The 14,961-nt window shown below is 62.0% G+C and carries 14 protein-coding genes; 1 reads left to right on the forward strand and 13 read right to left on the reverse strand.

Annotated features, from left to right (window positions below; genetic code table 11):
* Positions 1 to 55: 55 nt before the first annotated feature.
* From VXL81_RS06525 to VXL81_RS06585, 13 genes are all read right to left on the reverse strand, one after another.
* Positions 56 to 1,414, reverse strand: coding sequence for a glutamine synthetase family protein (locus tag VXL81_RS06525; protein ID WP_340545216.1), 1,359 nt, complete (start codon positions 1,412 to 1,414; stop codon positions 56 to 58).
* Positions 1,414 to 2,094 carry a type 1 glutamine amidotransferase gene (locus VXL81_RS06530; protein WP_416553415.1) on the reverse strand — a complete coding sequence of 227 codons (681 nt, stop codon included), beginning with the start codon at positions 2,092 to 2,094 and terminating at the stop codon, positions 1,414 to 1,416. The genes VXL81_RS06525 and VXL81_RS06530 overlap by 1 nt, the downstream gene beginning before the upstream one ends.
* A gap of 71 nt (positions 2,095 to 2,165) precedes the next feature.
* Positions 2,166 to 3,500, reverse strand: coding sequence for a glutamine synthetase family protein (locus VXL81_RS06535; protein WP_340545218.1), 1,335 nt, complete (start codon positions 3,498 to 3,500; stop codon positions 2,166 to 2,168).
* A gap of 191 nt (positions 3,501 to 3,691) precedes the next feature.
* Entirely contained in the window at positions 3,692 to 4,498 is an 807-nt protein-coding gene (locus tag VXL81_RS06540) for an ABC transporter permease (protein ID WP_340545219.1), read from the reverse strand.
* Complete coding sequence (locus VXL81_RS06545) at positions 4,495 to 5,376, reverse strand: ABC transporter permease (RefSeq protein WP_340546298.1); 882 nt, start codon at positions 5,374 to 5,376, stop codon at positions 4,495 to 4,497. The genes VXL81_RS06540 and VXL81_RS06545 overlap by 4 nt, the downstream gene beginning before the upstream one ends.
* Positions 5,377 to 5,489: 113 nt before the next feature.
* Entirely contained in the window at positions 5,490 to 6,200 is a 711-nt protein-coding gene (locus tag VXL81_RS06550) for a transporter substrate-binding domain-containing protein (RefSeq protein ID WP_416553417.1), read from the reverse strand.
* A 35-nt stretch (positions 6,201 to 6,235) separates the two neighbouring features.
* Positions 6,236 to 7,015, reverse strand: coding sequence for an ABC transporter ATP-binding protein (locus tag VXL81_RS06555; protein ID WP_340545221.1), 780 nt, complete (start codon positions 7,013 to 7,015; stop codon positions 6,236 to 6,238).
* A gap of 278 nt (positions 7,016 to 7,293) precedes the next feature.
* Complete coding sequence (locus tag VXL81_RS06560) at positions 7,294 to 8,079, reverse strand: phosphate/phosphite/phosphonate ABC transporter substrate-binding protein (RefSeq protein ID WP_416553419.1); 786 nt, start codon at positions 8,077 to 8,079, stop codon at positions 7,294 to 7,296.
* The gene (locus VXL81_RS06565; protein WP_340545223.1) at positions 8,076 to 8,516 is read right to left on the reverse strand and encodes a TerB family tellurite resistance protein; all 441 of its coding nucleotides are present in this window, start codon (positions 8,514 to 8,516) and stop codon (positions 8,076 to 8,078) included. Before VXL81_RS06565 ends, VXL81_RS06560 begins: the two co-directional genes overlap by 4 nt.
* Entirely contained in the window at positions 8,513 to 9,055 is a 543-nt protein-coding gene (locus tag VXL81_RS06570; protein WP_340545224.1) for a TerB family tellurite resistance protein, read from the reverse strand. The genes VXL81_RS06565 and VXL81_RS06570 overlap by 4 nt, the downstream gene beginning before the upstream one ends.
* Before the next feature lie 42 nt (positions 9,056 to 9,097).
* Complete coding sequence (locus VXL81_RS06575) at positions 9,098 to 9,391, reverse strand: DUF1330 domain-containing protein (protein ID WP_340545225.1); 294 nt, start codon at positions 9,389 to 9,391, stop codon at positions 9,098 to 9,100.
* Between the two features lie 280 nt (positions 9,392 to 9,671).
* Positions 9,672 to 12,782: a valine--tRNA ligase gene (locus VXL81_RS06580; RefSeq protein WP_416553421.1), complete on the reverse strand. Its 3,111-nt coding sequence runs from the start codon at positions 12,780 to 12,782 to the stop codon at positions 9,672 to 9,674.
* Positions 12,783 to 13,216: 434 nt separating this feature from the next.
* The gene (locus VXL81_RS06585; RefSeq protein ID WP_340545227.1) at positions 13,217 to 13,654 is read right to left on the reverse strand and encodes an Lrp/AsnC family transcriptional regulator; all 438 of its coding nucleotides are present in this window, start codon (positions 13,652 to 13,654) and stop codon (positions 13,217 to 13,219) included.
* A 121-nt stretch (positions 13,655 to 13,775) separates the two neighbouring features.
* On the opposite strand from VXL81_RS06585, the gene VXL81_RS06590 reads away from it, so the two are divergent.
* Positions 13,776 to 14,927 carry a type III PLP-dependent enzyme gene (locus VXL81_RS06590; protein WP_416536286.1) on the forward strand — a complete coding sequence of 384 codons (1,152 nt, stop codon included), beginning with the start codon at positions 13,776 to 13,778 and terminating at the stop codon, positions 14,925 to 14,927.
* The last annotated feature ends 34 nt before the right edge of the window (positions 14,928 to 14,961 follow it).

A 14,961-nucleotide genomic window follows, 5' to 3' on the forward strand; every position in this document is an offset into this window, starting at 1 on the left:
TTTCCATAAATACTCACCGGCGCTGACCTCGGCGGAGAGATCAGCGCCGACAGTTTTAGACGTTCATCAGCAGATGCTCGCGCTCCCAGGGGGAGATCACCTGCAGGAATTCGTCATATTCGGCGCGTTTCACGATCGAGTAGACGCGGGCGAACTCGGGTCCCAGCACCTCATGCAGGGCGGTGGCCTCTTCGAACAGGTCGAGCGCCTCGCCCATGACCTGCGGAATGTCGCCATCCCCGTCATAGGCGTTGCCCTTGAACTGCTTGCGCGGGCGCTTTTCCTCCATCAGGCCCAGATATCCGCAGGCGAGCGACAGAGCGATGCCCAGATAGGGGTTGCAGTCCATGCCGGCGATGCGGTTCTCCACCCGCCGCGCTTCGGGGCCGGACAGCGGCACGCGGATGCCGGTGGTGCGGTTGTCGCGCGCCCATTCCAGATTGATCGGCGCGGCGTGGTCCTTCACGTAGCGGCGGTAGGAGTTCACATAGGGTGCCATCACCGCAAGGCCTGCGGGCAGGTGGTTCTGCAAACCGGCGATAAAGTGGAAGAAGGCATCCGTCTCGCCGCCCTGCGGGCCTGAGAAGATGTTCTCGCCGGTCTCCATATCGATCACCGAATGGTGGATGTGCATGGCAGAGCCCGGCTCATCCTCGATCGGCTTGGCCATGAAGGTGGCAAAGCAGTCGTGGCGCAGGGCGGCCTCACGGATCAGCCGCTTGAAGTAGAAGACCTCATCCGCGAGCTTCACCGGGTTGCCGTGGCGCAGGTTGATTTCCAGCTGGCCCGCGCCGCCTTCCTGGGTGATGCCGTCGATCTCGAACCCCTGCGCTTCGGCAAAGTCGTAGATGTCGTCGATCACGGGGCCGAATTCGTCGACCGCGGTCATCGAATAGGCCTGTCGTGCCGCGGCGGGACGGCCGGAGCGGCCCATCATCGGCTTGATTTCATGCGCCGGGTCCAGATTGCGCGCGACCAGGAAGAATTCCATTTCCGGCGCCACAATCGGCTCCCAGCCTTGATCATGATACAGCTGGACCACCCGCTTCAGCACGTTGCGCGGGCTGTAGGGGATCGGGTCGCCGTCCCGGTCATAGGCGTCGTGGATCACCTGCAGCGTCCAGTCCGCCGTCCAGGGGGCGGCGGTGGCGGTGGATATGTCCGGCTTCAGCGTCATGTCCTTTTCGATCCAGCCGTCGTCATCCGCAGCATCAGCCCAGTCGCCGGTGATGGTCTGGTAGAAAATGCTGTCGGGCAGGTGGAAATAATCCTGCTTGGCAAATTTGGATGCCGGCACCGCCTTGCCTCGGGCGATGCCCGGCAGGTCCGAGATAACGCATTCGACTTCGTCGAGACGACGCCCCTCCAGATAGGCTTGTGCTGCTTCGGGAAGAGTGTCGAGCCAGGCTGACATCAGGTCCTCTCTTTCTTGAAAAAGGCATTGAGGAAGGTTGCGATTTCGTCCGATTGGACGGGGTGATGCAGGTCGGCGCTGGCAGCGTCCAGTATCTCATCGGGGACCACGCCGCGACCGCGGCTGTCGATCAGACCGCCGACAAAGCTGCTGGCGAATTCCGGGTGCGGTTGCAGGGTCCAGATATGATCGCCATAGGCCAGAATGCCGTTCTTGCAGTGGTCGTTGCCCGCCAGCACGCGGGCGCCTTCGGGCAGGGCGGTGACCTGATCCTGATGCCAGGCATTGAGCCGCAGGGGCTTGCCGTCCATCTGATACGTCACCGGGCCAACGGCCCAGCCGCCTGCGAATTTCTCCACCTTGCCGCCGAGCGCCTGAGCGATGATCTGATGGCCAAAGCAGATGCCGACTAAAGGCTTCTTGCGGGCGTGGATTTCGCGGATCAGATCCTCCAGCGGGGGGATCCAGTCGTGATCCTCATAGGCGCCATGTCTGGAGCCGGTGATCAGCCAGCCATCCGCCGCATCGGCGCCGGAGGGGAAGACATTGTCGACCACCGCATAGGTGTCGAATTCAAACCCGCCGTCGGCGAGCAGGGTGCGGAACATCTGGTCATAGTTGCCGGCTCTGTCGATCAGGTTTTCGGGCGCATGGCCGGTTTGCAGAATGCCGATTTTCATAAGTCACCAGTTAGAAAGGAGTTCGCTGCACGGGACGATAGCCCGCCGTGAGGACGGCGGGCAAGAGGCCGTCAGACGGTATCCAGGTAGATCTCCACCCGTTCCTCCGGGGTGAGTTCTTCCATGTAATGCAGCTCTTGGCGTTTGGTCAGCACCATGTTGCGGATCATCTCGGCGGAGAAGAACTGCGGGATGATCTCGGAGCTCTCGAATGCGTCGATGGCGCTTTGCCAGGTATTGGGCACCTGCGGCAGGTCCAGCGCATAGGCGTTGCCGGTGATCGGCTCATTGGGGTCGATCTTGTTCTCGATCCCATACAGCGCGGCGCCGAGGATGGCGGTCAGCATCAGATAGGGGTTCACGTCGCCGCCGGCAAAGCGGTGCTCGATGCGGCGCGCCTTGGGGCTGCCCGAGGGCACGCGGATGGCGGCGGTGCGGTTCTCATAGGCCCAGCAGATGCCGGTGGGGGCGTGGGCGCCCGGCACCATCCGGTCATAGCTGTTGCCATGCGGCGCAAACACCAGGGTGGAATCGCCCATGGCCTTCAGACAGCCGCCGACAGCGTGGCGCATGGCATCGGTGCCCTTGGGGCCGCCATCGTCAAAGATGTTGTTGCCGTCCTGATCCAGCACAGAGAAATGGGTATGCAACCCGTTGCCGGCGTAATCGTCATAGGGTTTGGCCATGAAGCTGGCAGCGAAACCGTGGCGGCGGGCAAGACCCTTGACCAGCATCTTGAACAGCCAGGCGTCATCGGCGGCGCGCAGCGCGTCGGGACCGTGCATCAGGTTGATTTCGAACTGGCCCAGACCCGCCTCGGAAATCGCAGTATCGGCGGGGATGTCCATGTCCTCGCAGGCGTCGTAGAGATCGGTGAAGAAGGTGTCGAACTGGTCCAGTGCCCGGATCGACATGGTCTCTGCTGCCTTGCGGCGCTTGCCGGAGCGGGGAGAGGTCGGCACCTGCAGTTTTTTGCCGCTGTCGTCGATCAGGAAGAACTCCAGCTCCACCGCGACCACCGGGGTCAGCCCCAGTGCCTTGTAGCGGTCCACCACGGCGCGCAGCGCATGGCGCGGATCGCCCTCATAGGCGCGCCCGTCTTCGCGGTACATCCAGATGGGCAGCAGCGCCGAAGGCGCGTCGAGCCAGGGCATCGGCACAAAGCCACGTTCGGTTGGCTTCAGCACGCCGTCGGCATCGCCGCTTTCAAACACCAGCGGGCTGTCGTCGATATCCTCGCCCCAGATGTCGAGGTTCAGGACCGATAGCGGGAACCGGGTGCCTTCCTCGACCGCCTTGTCGGCAAAGCGGGCAGGGACGCGCTTGCCCCGGGCCTGACCGTTGATGTCCGCCGCCGCAACGCGGATGGTGCGCACATGCGGGTTTTTCCTGAGCCAGTTCTTCATTTAATCACCTGACGGTTTCGAGGGCACCACCGGCCGCCAGCGCCCCCGGATGGGGCGCAGCAGGGCCGGGGCAGTTTATCACCCCTGGTCCAATTTTTGATCATAACTTAGTATAACCTAGAATTTGTCCATGAACTCGCAGGATTCTGCGGCCAAAAACTCAGGTTCTAAATTTGATCAAATAATGGATACTACCGGATCAGATTAGGACGCAAGCGAATTTTTTTCCGTCGGTCCTGCGGCAGATGTGCGTTCAGACGGGTATTGATCGCGCCAAAGAGGGTGATCACCGCCAGCGTCAGCAGGATGAAATAGAAGGCCAGGATCGGGTAGGGCACGAAGGGGTTGAAGGTCTTGTCCGCGAAATAGCTGGCGTAGTAGAGCGCATCGCCGCGCTGTTGCCATGCCGGAAAACCGGAGAAGAACACCAGCGTGGTGGCGTGGAAGAGAAAGATCGCTTCGTTGGTGTAGGAGGGCCAGGCCAGCCGCATCATCGTTGGCCACATGATTCGACGAAACCGGGTCCAGCCGGAGAGGCCATAGGCATCTGCCGCCTCGATATCGCCCTTTGGGATCGACCGCAGCGCGCCGTAGAAGATTTCGGCGGAATAGGCGGCGGTGTTGAGGATCAGCACGATCAGCGCCCCGAGCCAGGCTGCCGACAGCGGGTCAAAGATGGAGGACACCGATTTCAGTTGCAGGAACAGGAAGTAGGCAAAGAAGAACTGGATGAACAGCGGCGAGCCACGGAAGATGAAGATGAACCATTCCGCAGCTTTGCGCAGCGGCGTGGAGGTGGAATTCTTGGCCAGTGCTACGCCATTGGCGATGACAAACCCGATGATGACGGCGATCGCGCCGAAATAGATGTTCCACAGCATCCCCGAACCGATCAGCACAAACTGGTCGCAGAGGGTGAAATCGCTGCGCGGCAACATGCGTTCGCCGATGCCGAGGGCGCGCAGGCCGTAATCTTGCAGTGTCTGGATACAGCTCATGACGCTTTCCTTTGCGCTTCGCCGGCCAGCGTGGCCTGACCGTGGGAGAGCCGGTCGCGGATCCGGTCCAGCACCAGTTCGGAGAGTTTGGTGAACGCGAGGTAGAAGACCAGAAGGCCGAGGAAATACCACATGCGCCAGTCGCCATGGGGGTATTCGGTGAAGCGGGCCGTCTTGGAGCCGCCGAGTTCACGTGCCCAATAGACGATATCCTCAACCCCCAGCAGGAACAGCAGCGGCGTCGCCTTGATCAGGACCATCCACAGGTTCGACAGACCGGGCAGCGCATAGGTCCACATCTGCGGCACCAGAATGCGCCAGAAGGCCTGTCGGTGGCTCATGCCATAGGCTTCGGCGGTTTCGATCTGGGCGCGGGGCACAGCGCGCATGGCGCCATAGAGCACATTGGCGGCAAAGGCGCCGAAGACGATAGCGAAGGTGACCACCGCAAGGGTGAAGCCATAGACCTCATGGATCCACTGTTCGGAGGTGCTGAGCGGCATCTTGGCGATGTCACAGACCACAAAATCATTGCCCTGGCGCACCGGCGCGTCCCAGTCGGGGCATTTCACCTGATGGCGCAGATATTCGATGCCCTGATCCAGAGCGATGACGAAGAACAGGAAAAAGGCAATGTCCGGCACGCCGCGCACAATGGCGATATAGGCCTTGCCCAGCCAGGAGAGCGGCGCGAATTGCGCGCGGGCAGCCATGGCGCCGCCAAAGCCGAAGGCCAGCGCCGCGGGCGCGGTGACAGCCAGCAGCAGCAGAACCGTCCCGAAGGAGGCGTAGAAGGCAAAATGCTTGCCGGTGGTGAGATAACAGCTCAGCCACTGGAAACCCTCCAGGCTGGCCGGATCGGTGCAAAAGGAGAAGATGGCGGGCCTCGTTCGGACAGGGACCGGTCAGGGCGCCACAGCGGAGCGGGACCGGTCAAGGGCGAAGGGGGGCATGCCGCCCCCCTTCCTTGATATCAGGATGATGCGAGGGCTCAGAACCGGCCTTCGATTTCCCATTTTTCCAGCAGGGCGTTCAGCGAGCCGTCTGCCTTCATCGATTCGATGGCAGCGTCGAACTTGCCGCGCAGCTCATCATCGGATTTGCGGAACGCCATGCCGATGCCACCGCCCAGCAGCACGTCCTCTGCAACGAAGGTCAGCTCGGTTTCGTCGACGATCGGGATCAGGAAGTCCTTGTCGGCCATGACCGCGTCGACTTCGCCAGCTTTCACCGCAGCGACGGTTTCATCCGGGGTGGGGAATTCGACCAGGGTGGCGCCGGTGGAGGCGACATGGGCGGCCTGAATGGTGGAGGCCTGTGCTGCCACAACGGCGCTGTTCACATCGACATCAGCCGACATCGCCGCATAGGCGGAGGGCGACGGGCGGGTGTAGCCGGTGGTGAAGTTCACAACTTCCTTGCGCTCTTCGGTGATCGACATGCCGGCGATGATGGTGTCGTAGTTGCCCGACAGCAGGTTCGGGATGATCGAATCCCAGTCATTGGTGACCCATTCGCAGTCCAGTTCGGCGCGCTTGCACAGCTCGTCGCCCAGCTCACGCTCAAAACCGTCAACCTGACCGTCGTCGTTCAGGAAGTTGTACGGAGGGTAGGCGCCCTCGGTGCCCAGACGCACGGTGTCGGCCATCGCGATACCGGCCGTAAGAGCCAGCGCAGCGGTGCTGAGGATAAGAGATTTCATGAGGTTACTCCCGTTTGGTTTGGTTGTTATGATGATTATTTACCGTGTCGCGTGGAGGCAAGAAAGCCCCGCAGGCGTTCGGAGCGGGTGTTGCCAAAGAGTTCGTCCGGGCAGCCTTCTTCTTCGATGAGGCCCTTGTGCAGAAAGACGATATGGCTGGACACATCTGCGGCCATGTTCATGTCATGGGTCACGATGATCATGGTGCGGCCTTCGGCTGCGAGATCCTTGATCACCCTGACCACTTCCTGTTCCAGTTCGGGATCAAGAGCAGAGGTCGGTTCGTCAAACAGCAGCGCCTCGGGTTCCATGCAGAGTGCGCGCGCAATGGCGGCGCGCTGCTGCTGTCCGCCGGACAGCTGCGCCGGATAGGCATCGCATTTGTCGCCGATCCCCACCTTGGTGAGGTATTTGCGCGCGGCCTCCTCGACCTCGGCACGGTCGCGACCGAGCACGGTCAGCGGCGCCTCCATGACGTTTTGCAGAATGGTCATATGGGCCCAGAGATTGAACTGCTGGAATACCATCGACAGGTTGGTGCGGATGCGCAGCACCTGTTTCGGGTCCGCGGGACGCCGCGCAAGACCGCGTCCTGACCAGCGGATCGGTTCGCCTTTGAAGAGGATGTCACCCTCCTGGCTGTCCTCCAGGAGGTTGCAGCAGCGCAGCAGGGTGGATTTGCCCGAACCGGACGATCCAATGAGAGAGACCACATCGCCCCGGTGGGCGGTGATATCAACACCTTTGATCACTTCCAGCTCGCCATATGACTTGTGCAGGCCGCGGATTTCCAGAACTGGTGTTGTGTCGGTCAAGGTGTCTCTCGTTCAATTGTCGTTGAATTCGTCCTTATTGGACCGAAAAAAAGAGCGGATGCAACGTGCAAACCGATAAGGCCGGTGCGGAATTTATCATTTTGGCGGGTAATCTGATCAAATTGTACTCATACATGTGGAGGCTGTGGCAGATGCGAGATCTGCCTGTAATCAATGGGCGAGTTTGTGGCCCTTCGACTGCTCGCGGCGTGGTTGTCAGGCCCTCGCGCACCCTCCGGGCCGGCTCAGCGCGGGCCCTGAGGGTGGGAACCAAGGGGTCAGACTGCGGCCTGCTGGCGGATGGATTGTTCCGTCAGCACCGGCCCGAGCGGTGTCGGGACCGCCAGATAGGCGCCGGGGGCAATATCGCTGACGCCCTTCAGGTGCAATATCTGACGGTGGGTCTCGTCCAGCTCGGCGACAGCCTGGGCCACGGCGGCGCGCAGCGGAACCGGGTCGCGGGTCCGGGCGGTGATCAGCGGCAGGCCCGGCGTCGGTTTGGTGCGGGCGATTTCCACAAGCTCCGTCGCCCAGTCGTCATGCTGCTGCATCAGCGCCCAGCTGACGGCATCAAGTGCCGCGAAATCTGCGGTCCCGTCGGCGACGGCGCGGGCGGATGCGCGATGGCTGCCGGATTGGAACAGGCTGCCGGGCAGCAGCGAGAGGTCGCGCAGGTGCATCATCGGTGCGGCCCAGCCCGATTGCGAGAGCGCTTCGTTATAGGCAAAGCTGCCGCCCGCGATGGTCCGAAGATCCGCGCCGGATCGGTCGCGATGGGCGACAAAGACGCTGGTGTAATAGCCCGGCGGACAATCCGCGACGCCGTGGTCCAGCGTGGTGACCAGATTGACCTGTTCATAGAGCCGCGTGCGGTAGGGCAGGCCACAGGTCTGCGCCAGCAGCAGTGTCGAATCGGACCAGATCGACCAGAGGTCGCCGCCTCGGCTCAGGGTTTCGGGGGCCTCGATTGAGGCATCGGCCAGAGCGCTGCGGATCGCCTGCCACAGGGCATCGAGCGCTGCGGCGGTTTCCGGGCGGTCATACATCGCCAGGCTGGCAATCATGAGCTGGCCTCGGCGCGTTGGCGGGCGCGGGCGCTGTCCATATCGCTGACCCCGAGCAGGCTGGCGGAAAGCCGCAGGAGCGCATCCTCGGCGTCGTCGCGTTTGCCATCGGCCAGCACCACCTGCCACAGCGCCTCGACCACGGCCATGCGGTTTTCATAGGGCACCGCGTCCTTGATCGCGCGGGTGAAGCGGACGGTGTCGGGGGCCTCGGCCTCCAGCGCCTCGGCCTGTTCGCGCAGCAGGATCGCACCGCCCATGTCGAGGTCGTAACGAGCGCGCAGGATCCGGTCGATCCGGTCCCGTTCGTCATCGGAGTAATTGTGATCGGAGCGCGCAATCCGCACCAGCAGCGCGCAGAGCGCCAGTCGGGCGTCGCGGTCATCCAGCGGTTCGGGCGCTGGCGCCAGAAGCCGTCCCAGCAGTTCCTTGATCATGGTTGCGGTTCCCTGTCTGGAATGGGCGGCGGCGGGGTGTCCTCGGCCGTGCCCACAGCCTGCGGTCGCTGGGCTGCGGCAATGGCTGGCTCCGGGGCGAGCAATTTGCCCTGCGCGCGGGCGCGGGCGGTGTCGCTGTCGGCCCTTGACAGACCCATCGCCTTGCGCGCGTCCTCGACGATTTTCATCTCGCCGGGGTGTTCGTGACCATCGGCCAGCACCACCTCCCAGAGCGCATCCAGCGCCGCGAGCCGTTCCTCAAGCCCGGTGGTTTCGCGGATCAGACGCCCGAATGTGTCGGTTTCCGGCGCGGCGGCATGGAGTTTTTCGCAGGCGGCACGGACCTTTGCCGCCTCGATCGCATCGTGCTGGTAAAGGCGGGCCAGAATGCGGTCGATCAGGCTGATTTCTTCCAGCTGGTAGTCGCGATCCGATTGCGCCACACGCACCAGAAGCGCACCCAGGGCCAGCTCGGCATCCGGGTCCGGCTGGGCGGGGGTCTTTTGCGGTCGAAAGACCTGAAACAGTTTCTTCAGCATGGCATTACTCTACTGTTGAGTGCGTCCAGGGCCAAGCGGGTCCTAGTCGCCGTAGCCTTCGATGATTTCCATGTCGCCGGTTGCGACCGGATCGCGCAGCGCCTTGGCCTGCTGGTAGGCGACAGAATCATAACAGGCCTTGGCGGTGGCGAAATCCTTGAACTCGATGACCACGGTGCGCGCGCGCGTCTGGCCTTCGCGCACTTCCTTGGCACCACCGCGGATCAGGAATTTCGCACCATATTCGGCAAAGGCGGTGGCATTGGCTGCGACATAATCCTTGTAGCGGTCCATATCATCAACGTCGACATGGGCGACCCAGTATCCTTTGGGCATGGGGGGTCCTTTCTGGCGCGGATATCAAGCTGTTGGCACAGGCTGATACAGAACCGGAGCAAAGGCAATGACCGCGTTGTGTGGTTTTTCCCCTTATGGGGACGATTTGACGGGATGGCTCAGCCAGGAGTGCAAATCGGGGCGGCAGATCGCGCCGTTTATGCAGGGCATATGACCTAATCGCGGGCGGTTGCTGCCGCGGCGCTGGATCTCATCTTTGGAGATCGTATCGGGGCAAGCCGGTCGGAATACCAATGGCTTGCCCCGCAGTTTGTTGTGATCAGCCGATCTCGGCGAGGCGCGCCAGCGCTTCCTTCACCTTGGCTTCTTCTTCCTCGCGCAGGTTCAGGTTTTCGCGGGCCTCAGCGACCACCTCTTCGGGGGCGGAGGCCGCGAATTTGGGGTTGTTGAGGCGTCCGCGCAGGCCGCCCAGCTCCTTGGCCAACTTGCCCAGGGTCTTCTCCAGACGCGCCTTTTCGGCGTCCACGTCGATGACATCCGCCAGCGGCAGGCCGAAGGAGGCACCGGGGGCGGCGACGCTGGCGCAGCCCTTGGGGAAGGTGTCGACCTGCTCCAGCGTGGTGATGCGGGCCAGTTTCTGGATCATCGCCTCGTTCTTCTCCCAGGCGCTGCGCGCCTGATCGGAGAATTCTGTCACCACCATCGGGATCTTGGCGCCCGCCGGGACGTGCATCTGCGCGCGGGTGGAGCGGATGTTCTCGATCGCGGTGATCACCCAGTTCATTTCGGCGTCCGCATCGGCGTTCACCAGCTCGGTGCCATAGGTCGGCCAGTCTTCATGCACCAGCATGTTTGACCGCTTGGCGGTATTGCCCCACAGCTCCTCGGTGATGAAGGGCATGATCGGATGCAGGAGGATCATGCACTGATCCAGCACCCAGCCGAGCGTCTGCCGGGTTTCGGCGATCACCGCCTCATCCTCGGAGCCGAACAGTGGTTTGCTGAGTTCGATGTACCAGTCGCAGACCTTGCCCCAGACAAAGGCGTAGAGGCCGAGGGCGGCGTCGTTGAAGCGGAAGGCCTCAAGGGCGGCATCCACCTCGACCCGGACCTTGGCGGTTTCGCCGATGATCCACTGGTTCACGGCAGCCTTGGCATCGGGGATGTCATAGGCGGGGGTGTCGGCGTCATAGACATTGTTGAAATGGGCGAAGTTCACCGCATTCCACAGTTTGGTGCCAAAGTTGCGGTAGCCCGCAATGCGCTGCATGTCGAGCTTCAGCACACCGCCGAGGCTGGCCATCGCCGCATTGGTAAAACGCAGCGCGTCGGCGCCGTATTCGTCGATGATCTCCAGCGGGTCGACCACGTTGCCGGTGGATTTCGACATCTTCTTGCCCTTGGCGTCGCGGACGAGGCCGTGGAGGTAGACGGTGTCAAACGGGATGCGCTGTTCGACCGGCAGATCCTGATCCAGAACCGCCAGCTGCATCATCATCATCCGCGCAACCCAGAAGAACAGGATGTCCTGACCGGTGACGAGGGTCGAGGTCGGGAAGTATTTCGAGGTTTCCTCAGTCCACTCGGGCCAGCCGAGTGTGCCGATCGGCCAGAGACCGGAGGAGAACCAGGTGTCCAGCACGTCGGGGTCGCGAAGCAGCAGTACAAAGTTTGCAGAACCGTCTTCTTTCCCGGCTTTGTTACCCGACTGCGAAATAAACGTGGCTGTTTCAACTTCGTCATCCCAGAGGAATTTTGCGTTTTCCTGTGGGCTGTTATAAGCGAACTCAACCTCGTAGAGTGCTTTGGCTTTTTCTTCAGCTTCACTCGCTGAGGATGCACAAATCATGACCTCCATGCGCGAATAGTCGAATTTGCCGGTAGCTTGGTCTTTGACTGGCCCATACCAAACCGGGATCTGATGGCCCCACCACAGCTGGCGCGAGATGCACCAGGGTTCGATGTTCTCCAGCCAGTGGTAATAGGTCTTTTCGCCGCTTTCCGGCAGGATCTTCACGGTGCCGTCTTTCACGGCGTCCAGCGCCGGGCCAACGATTTTGGCGGCGTCCACAAACCACTGGTCGGTCAGCATCGGTTCAATGACCACTTTGGAGCGGTCGCCAAAGGGCTGCATGATCGGCTTGTTCTCGACATAAGGCGTGGTCTCGGTCACCTCGGTCTCGTTGCCGTCCTCATCCTTCACCGTTCTGCTGGTGGTCTGCATCACGGCGAGACCTTCGGCGGTGATGTCGGCGACCACGCGTTTGCGTGCCTCGAAGCGGTCCAGGCCACGGTATTCTTCCGGCACCATGTTCATCGCGGCGATGCTGGTTTCGGTGAACTCTGCCTCGCCATTGGCGATGGCCTGTGCTTTGGCGGCTTCCTCGGCATAGGGCGCGCCGTCGCTGCGCATATTCGCCTTGGTATCCATCAGGTTATACATCGGAATGCCGCCGCGTTTGGCGACCTGATAGTCGTTGAAATCATGCGCGCCGGTGATCTTTACGGCACCAGAGCCGAAATCCTTGTCCGGGTATTCATCAGTGATGATCGGGATCAGGCGGCGGTGCTCCTTGGGGCCGACCGGGATTTCGCACAGCTTGCCCACAATAGGCGCGTAGCGTTCATCCGAAGGATGCACAGCCACCGCGCCGTCGCCCAGCATGGTTTCGGGACGGGTGGTGGCGATGGAGATATAGTCGCGCTCTTCCTCGAGGATGACATTGCCGTCCTCGTCCTTCTCCACATAGGTGTAGGTGGCCCCACCGGCGAGCGGGTATTTGAAGTGCCACATGTGGCCCGCAACCTCGATATTCTCCACCTCAAGGTCGGAGATCGCGGTCTCAAAATGCGGATCCCAGTTCACCAGCCGCTTGCCACGGTAGATCAGCCCCTTGTTGTACATCTCAACAAAGACCTTGATCACCGCATCGTGGAAATTGGGCGAATTCTCATGGCCCGTACGGGTGTCGCCCGCAGCGCCGGCCATGGTGAAGGCGGTGCGGTCATAGTCACAGGAAGCGCCAAGGCGCTTCAGCTGGTTGATGATGGTGCCGCCGGATTGTTCTTTCCATTCCCAGATCTTTTCCAGGAACTTCTCGCGGCCCAGTTCTCCGCGGGAGGGCTGCTGGGTCTGGGCCAACATGCGCTCCACCACCATCTGGGTGGCGATGCCCGCGTGGTCGGTGCCGGGCTGCCAGAGCGTGTCATACCCCTGCATCCGTTTCCAGCGGATCAGGATGTCCTGAAGCGTGTTGTTGAAGGCATGGCCCATGTGCAGGACGCCCGTGACATTCGGGGGCGGGATCATGACGCTGTAGGTTTCGCTGCGCTTGGCGTTTGCACCTGCGCGGAAACAGCCTGCCTTTTCCCAGGCCTCGGAAAGCCGGGTTTCGGCTTCGGCTGCGTTAAATGTCTTGTCCATCGCCATCGGAATGTCCTGCCTGCGTATCCATCTAATCGGCTCATCCCATAGCGAATGGCGGGGGAAAGGGAAAGGCTCGATAGGAGGCGGCGGTGCTGGCGGGGCGGTGTTGGCAGATGATTTTTGAAAAACCAAAATTAATTTGGAACGATCGCGGTGATAACGGCGTTTTAAGCTTAATCCGGCACGGTTGGTGGTGGGGATATCGGGATGCAGATGACAGTGAGTGATGTCGCGCCCGGGTCACCGAGGTGGAGTTCCAAGCCGCCTTTGTCCACAGGGATCTCCCTCGGATCCTGATTGCCGATGTCTATGGTTTCAAGCCGCCCGGGCGCCCTTGATGCGGATACCGCAGGGGCGGCCGGGCGCACGACTTTTCACGTTTTCCAGGGCTTGAATGTGGTGAGGCGCGTTGGCACGCGTTGCGGCGCGTGGGAACACTATTGGCCGGTGCGGTCCAGTTTGGTTGCGAGATGGATCAGGCTTTCGGAAGAGCGCACGCCGCGTGCCTCGCCGATGCGGTCAATGGTTTCGTCCAGCTCCGCCGTGGTCTGCGCCACCACCTGTGCCAGAAGGTCAAAGCGCCCCGAGGTGGTATGGACCACTTCGACGCCGGGTAAGCCGCGCAGCCGGGCCAGCACCTCGGGGCCGGAGCGGGGTTCAATCGAGATCAGCACCGTCGCCTGAAGCGGCGGACGCGCCTGCGACGAGGTGCGCAGCGTGTAGCCGCTGATCACGCCTGAGGTCTCCAGCCGCTCGATCCGTGCCTGCACCGTCGTGCGCGCCAGCCCCAGACGCCGGGCCAGATCCGCCACAGGGCGGCGGGCGTTCTCGCGCAGGAGCGTCAGCAGATGTTGGTCGGTTTCGTCGGTTTGCATGTTTGACCTGCGATATGACGGTGATTTTCGTCACTATAGTCAATGTGACGAGCGAAATCGACGGGGTTTCGGCGGAAACTGATAAAAACACCACCGAATATTCCAATTAGGGCCGTTCCTCATGCAGCAGATCCCACCCCTTTGGCTTTCCCCTGAAACCCATCTGGCGCGCAGCACCCCGGATCATCCGATCCTCTATTTCTCGCCGCGGGTGCTGCATGATGTGGCCAACCGCTTTCAAAAAGGCTTTCCGGGGCTGGTGACCTATGCGGTGAAGGCCAACCCGCATCCTGCTGTGCTGTCCAATCTGGTGGCGGCGGGGATCACCGGTTTTGATGTGGCGTCGCCTGCGGAAATGGATGCGGTGCGCGCGGCAAGCCCCGATGCGGTGATGCATTACAACAATCCGGTGCGGTCGGAGGTGGAGATCGCTGCAGGGATCGCCCATGGCGTTGCCAGCTGGTCTGTGGATGAGGCCAGCGAGCTGGACAAGCTGGCCGAGGTGCCCAAGACCTGCGAAATCGCCGTGCGCTTTGCGCTGCCGGTGGCCGGTGCCGCCTATGATTTCGGCAGCAAATTCGGGGCCGAACCCGAGCTGGCGATTGAGCTGCTGAAACGGGTGGCAGCTGAGGGCTGGACCCCGGCCTTGTGTTTTCACCCCGGTACCCAATGCGAGGATGAGAGCGCCTGGGTCGAATATGTTCATGCCGCCAAACGGATCGTGGATGCCGCCGGTGTCCGCATTGCCCGGCTCAATGTCGGCGGGGGGTTTGCTGCCAACCGTGACGGGGTGGCGCCGGACCTGGAAAAGGTTTTTGCGGCGATTTCAGCTGCCGCCGATGAGGCTTTTGGTGCGGAGAGGCCGCAGCTGATCTGCGAGCCGGGGCGCGCGATGGTCTCTGAAAGCTTTACCCTGGCGGCGCGCGTCAAGGGGATGCGCAAGCAGGGCGCGGTGGTGTTCCTGAACGACGGGATCTATGGCGGGCTGGTCGATATCCGCGACATGGGCCTGCCGGGCCGGGTCGAGGTGGTGGCCGCCGATGGCACCCGCCGGGTGGCGGACTGCCAGCCGCGGGTGGTCTTCGGGCCGACCTGTGACAGCCTGGACCGGCTGCCGGATGGGCTGCCGCTGCCAAGCGACACCCGGATCGGTGACTATGTGCTGTTTCCGGGGCTTGGTGCCTATTCCTCGGCCATGAGCACGCAGTTCAACGGTTATGGGCTGTCGGACGTGGCGACAGTGATCGAGCTGTCTGGACAAGCGCGCCCCTGAGGCTAGTCTCGCTTTTGACAGGATCAACACGGCG

The organism is Phaeobacter sp. JH204B, from assembly GCF_048055755.1.
Classification (GTDB): domain Bacteria; phylum Pseudomonadota; class Alphaproteobacteria; order Rhodobacterales; family Rhodobacteraceae; genus Phaeobacter; species Phaeobacter bryozoorum.

Bases quoted from the DNA above. Each gene is read 5' to 3' on its own strand.
- VXL81_RS06525 (WP_340545216.1), bottom strand. From the start codon at position 1,414: ATGTCAGCCTGGCTCGACACTCTTCCCGAAGCAGCACAAGCCTATCTG.
- VXL81_RS06530 (WP_416553415.1), bottom strand. From the start codon at position 2,094: ATGAAAATCGGCATTCTGCAAACCGGCCATGCGCCCGAAAACCTGATC.
- VXL81_RS06535 (WP_340545218.1), bottom strand. From the start codon at position 3,500: ATGAAGAACTGGCTCAGGAAAAACCCGCATGTGCGCACCATCCGCGTT.
- VXL81_RS06540 (WP_340545219.1), bottom strand. From the start codon at position 4,498: ATGAGCTGTATCCAGACACTGCAAGATTACGGCCTGCGCGCCCTCGGC.
- VXL81_RS06550 (WP_416553417.1), bottom strand. From the start codon at position 6,200: ATGAAATCTCTTATCCTCAGCACCGCTGCGCTGGCTCTTACGGCCGGT.
- VXL81_RS06560 (WP_416553419.1), bottom strand. From the start codon at position 8,079: ATGATTGCCAGCCTGGCGATGTATGACCGCCCGGAAACCGCCGCAGCG.
- VXL81_RS06565 (WP_340545223.1), bottom strand. From the start codon at position 8,516: ATGATCAAGGAACTGCTGGGACGGCTTCTGGCGCCAGCGCCCGAACCG.
- VXL81_RS06570 (WP_340545224.1), bottom strand. From the start codon at position 9,055: ATGCTGAAGAAACTGTTTCAGGTCTTTCGACCGCAAAAGACCCCCGCC.
- VXL81_RS06575 (WP_340545225.1), bottom strand. From the start codon at position 9,391: ATGCCCAAAGGATACTGGGTCGCCCATGTCGACGTTGATGATATGGAC.
- VXL81_RS06580 (WP_416553421.1), bottom strand. From the start codon at position 12,782: ATGGCGATGGACAAGACATTTAACGCAGCCGAAGCCGAAACCCGGCTT.
- VXL81_RS06585 (WP_340545227.1), bottom strand. From the start codon at position 13,654: ATGCAAACCGACGAAACCGACCAACATCTGCTGACGCTCCTGCGCGAG.
- VXL81_RS06590 (WP_416536286.1), top strand. From the start codon at position 13,776: ATGCAGCAGATCCCACCCCTTTGGCTTTCCCCTGAAACCCATCTGGCG.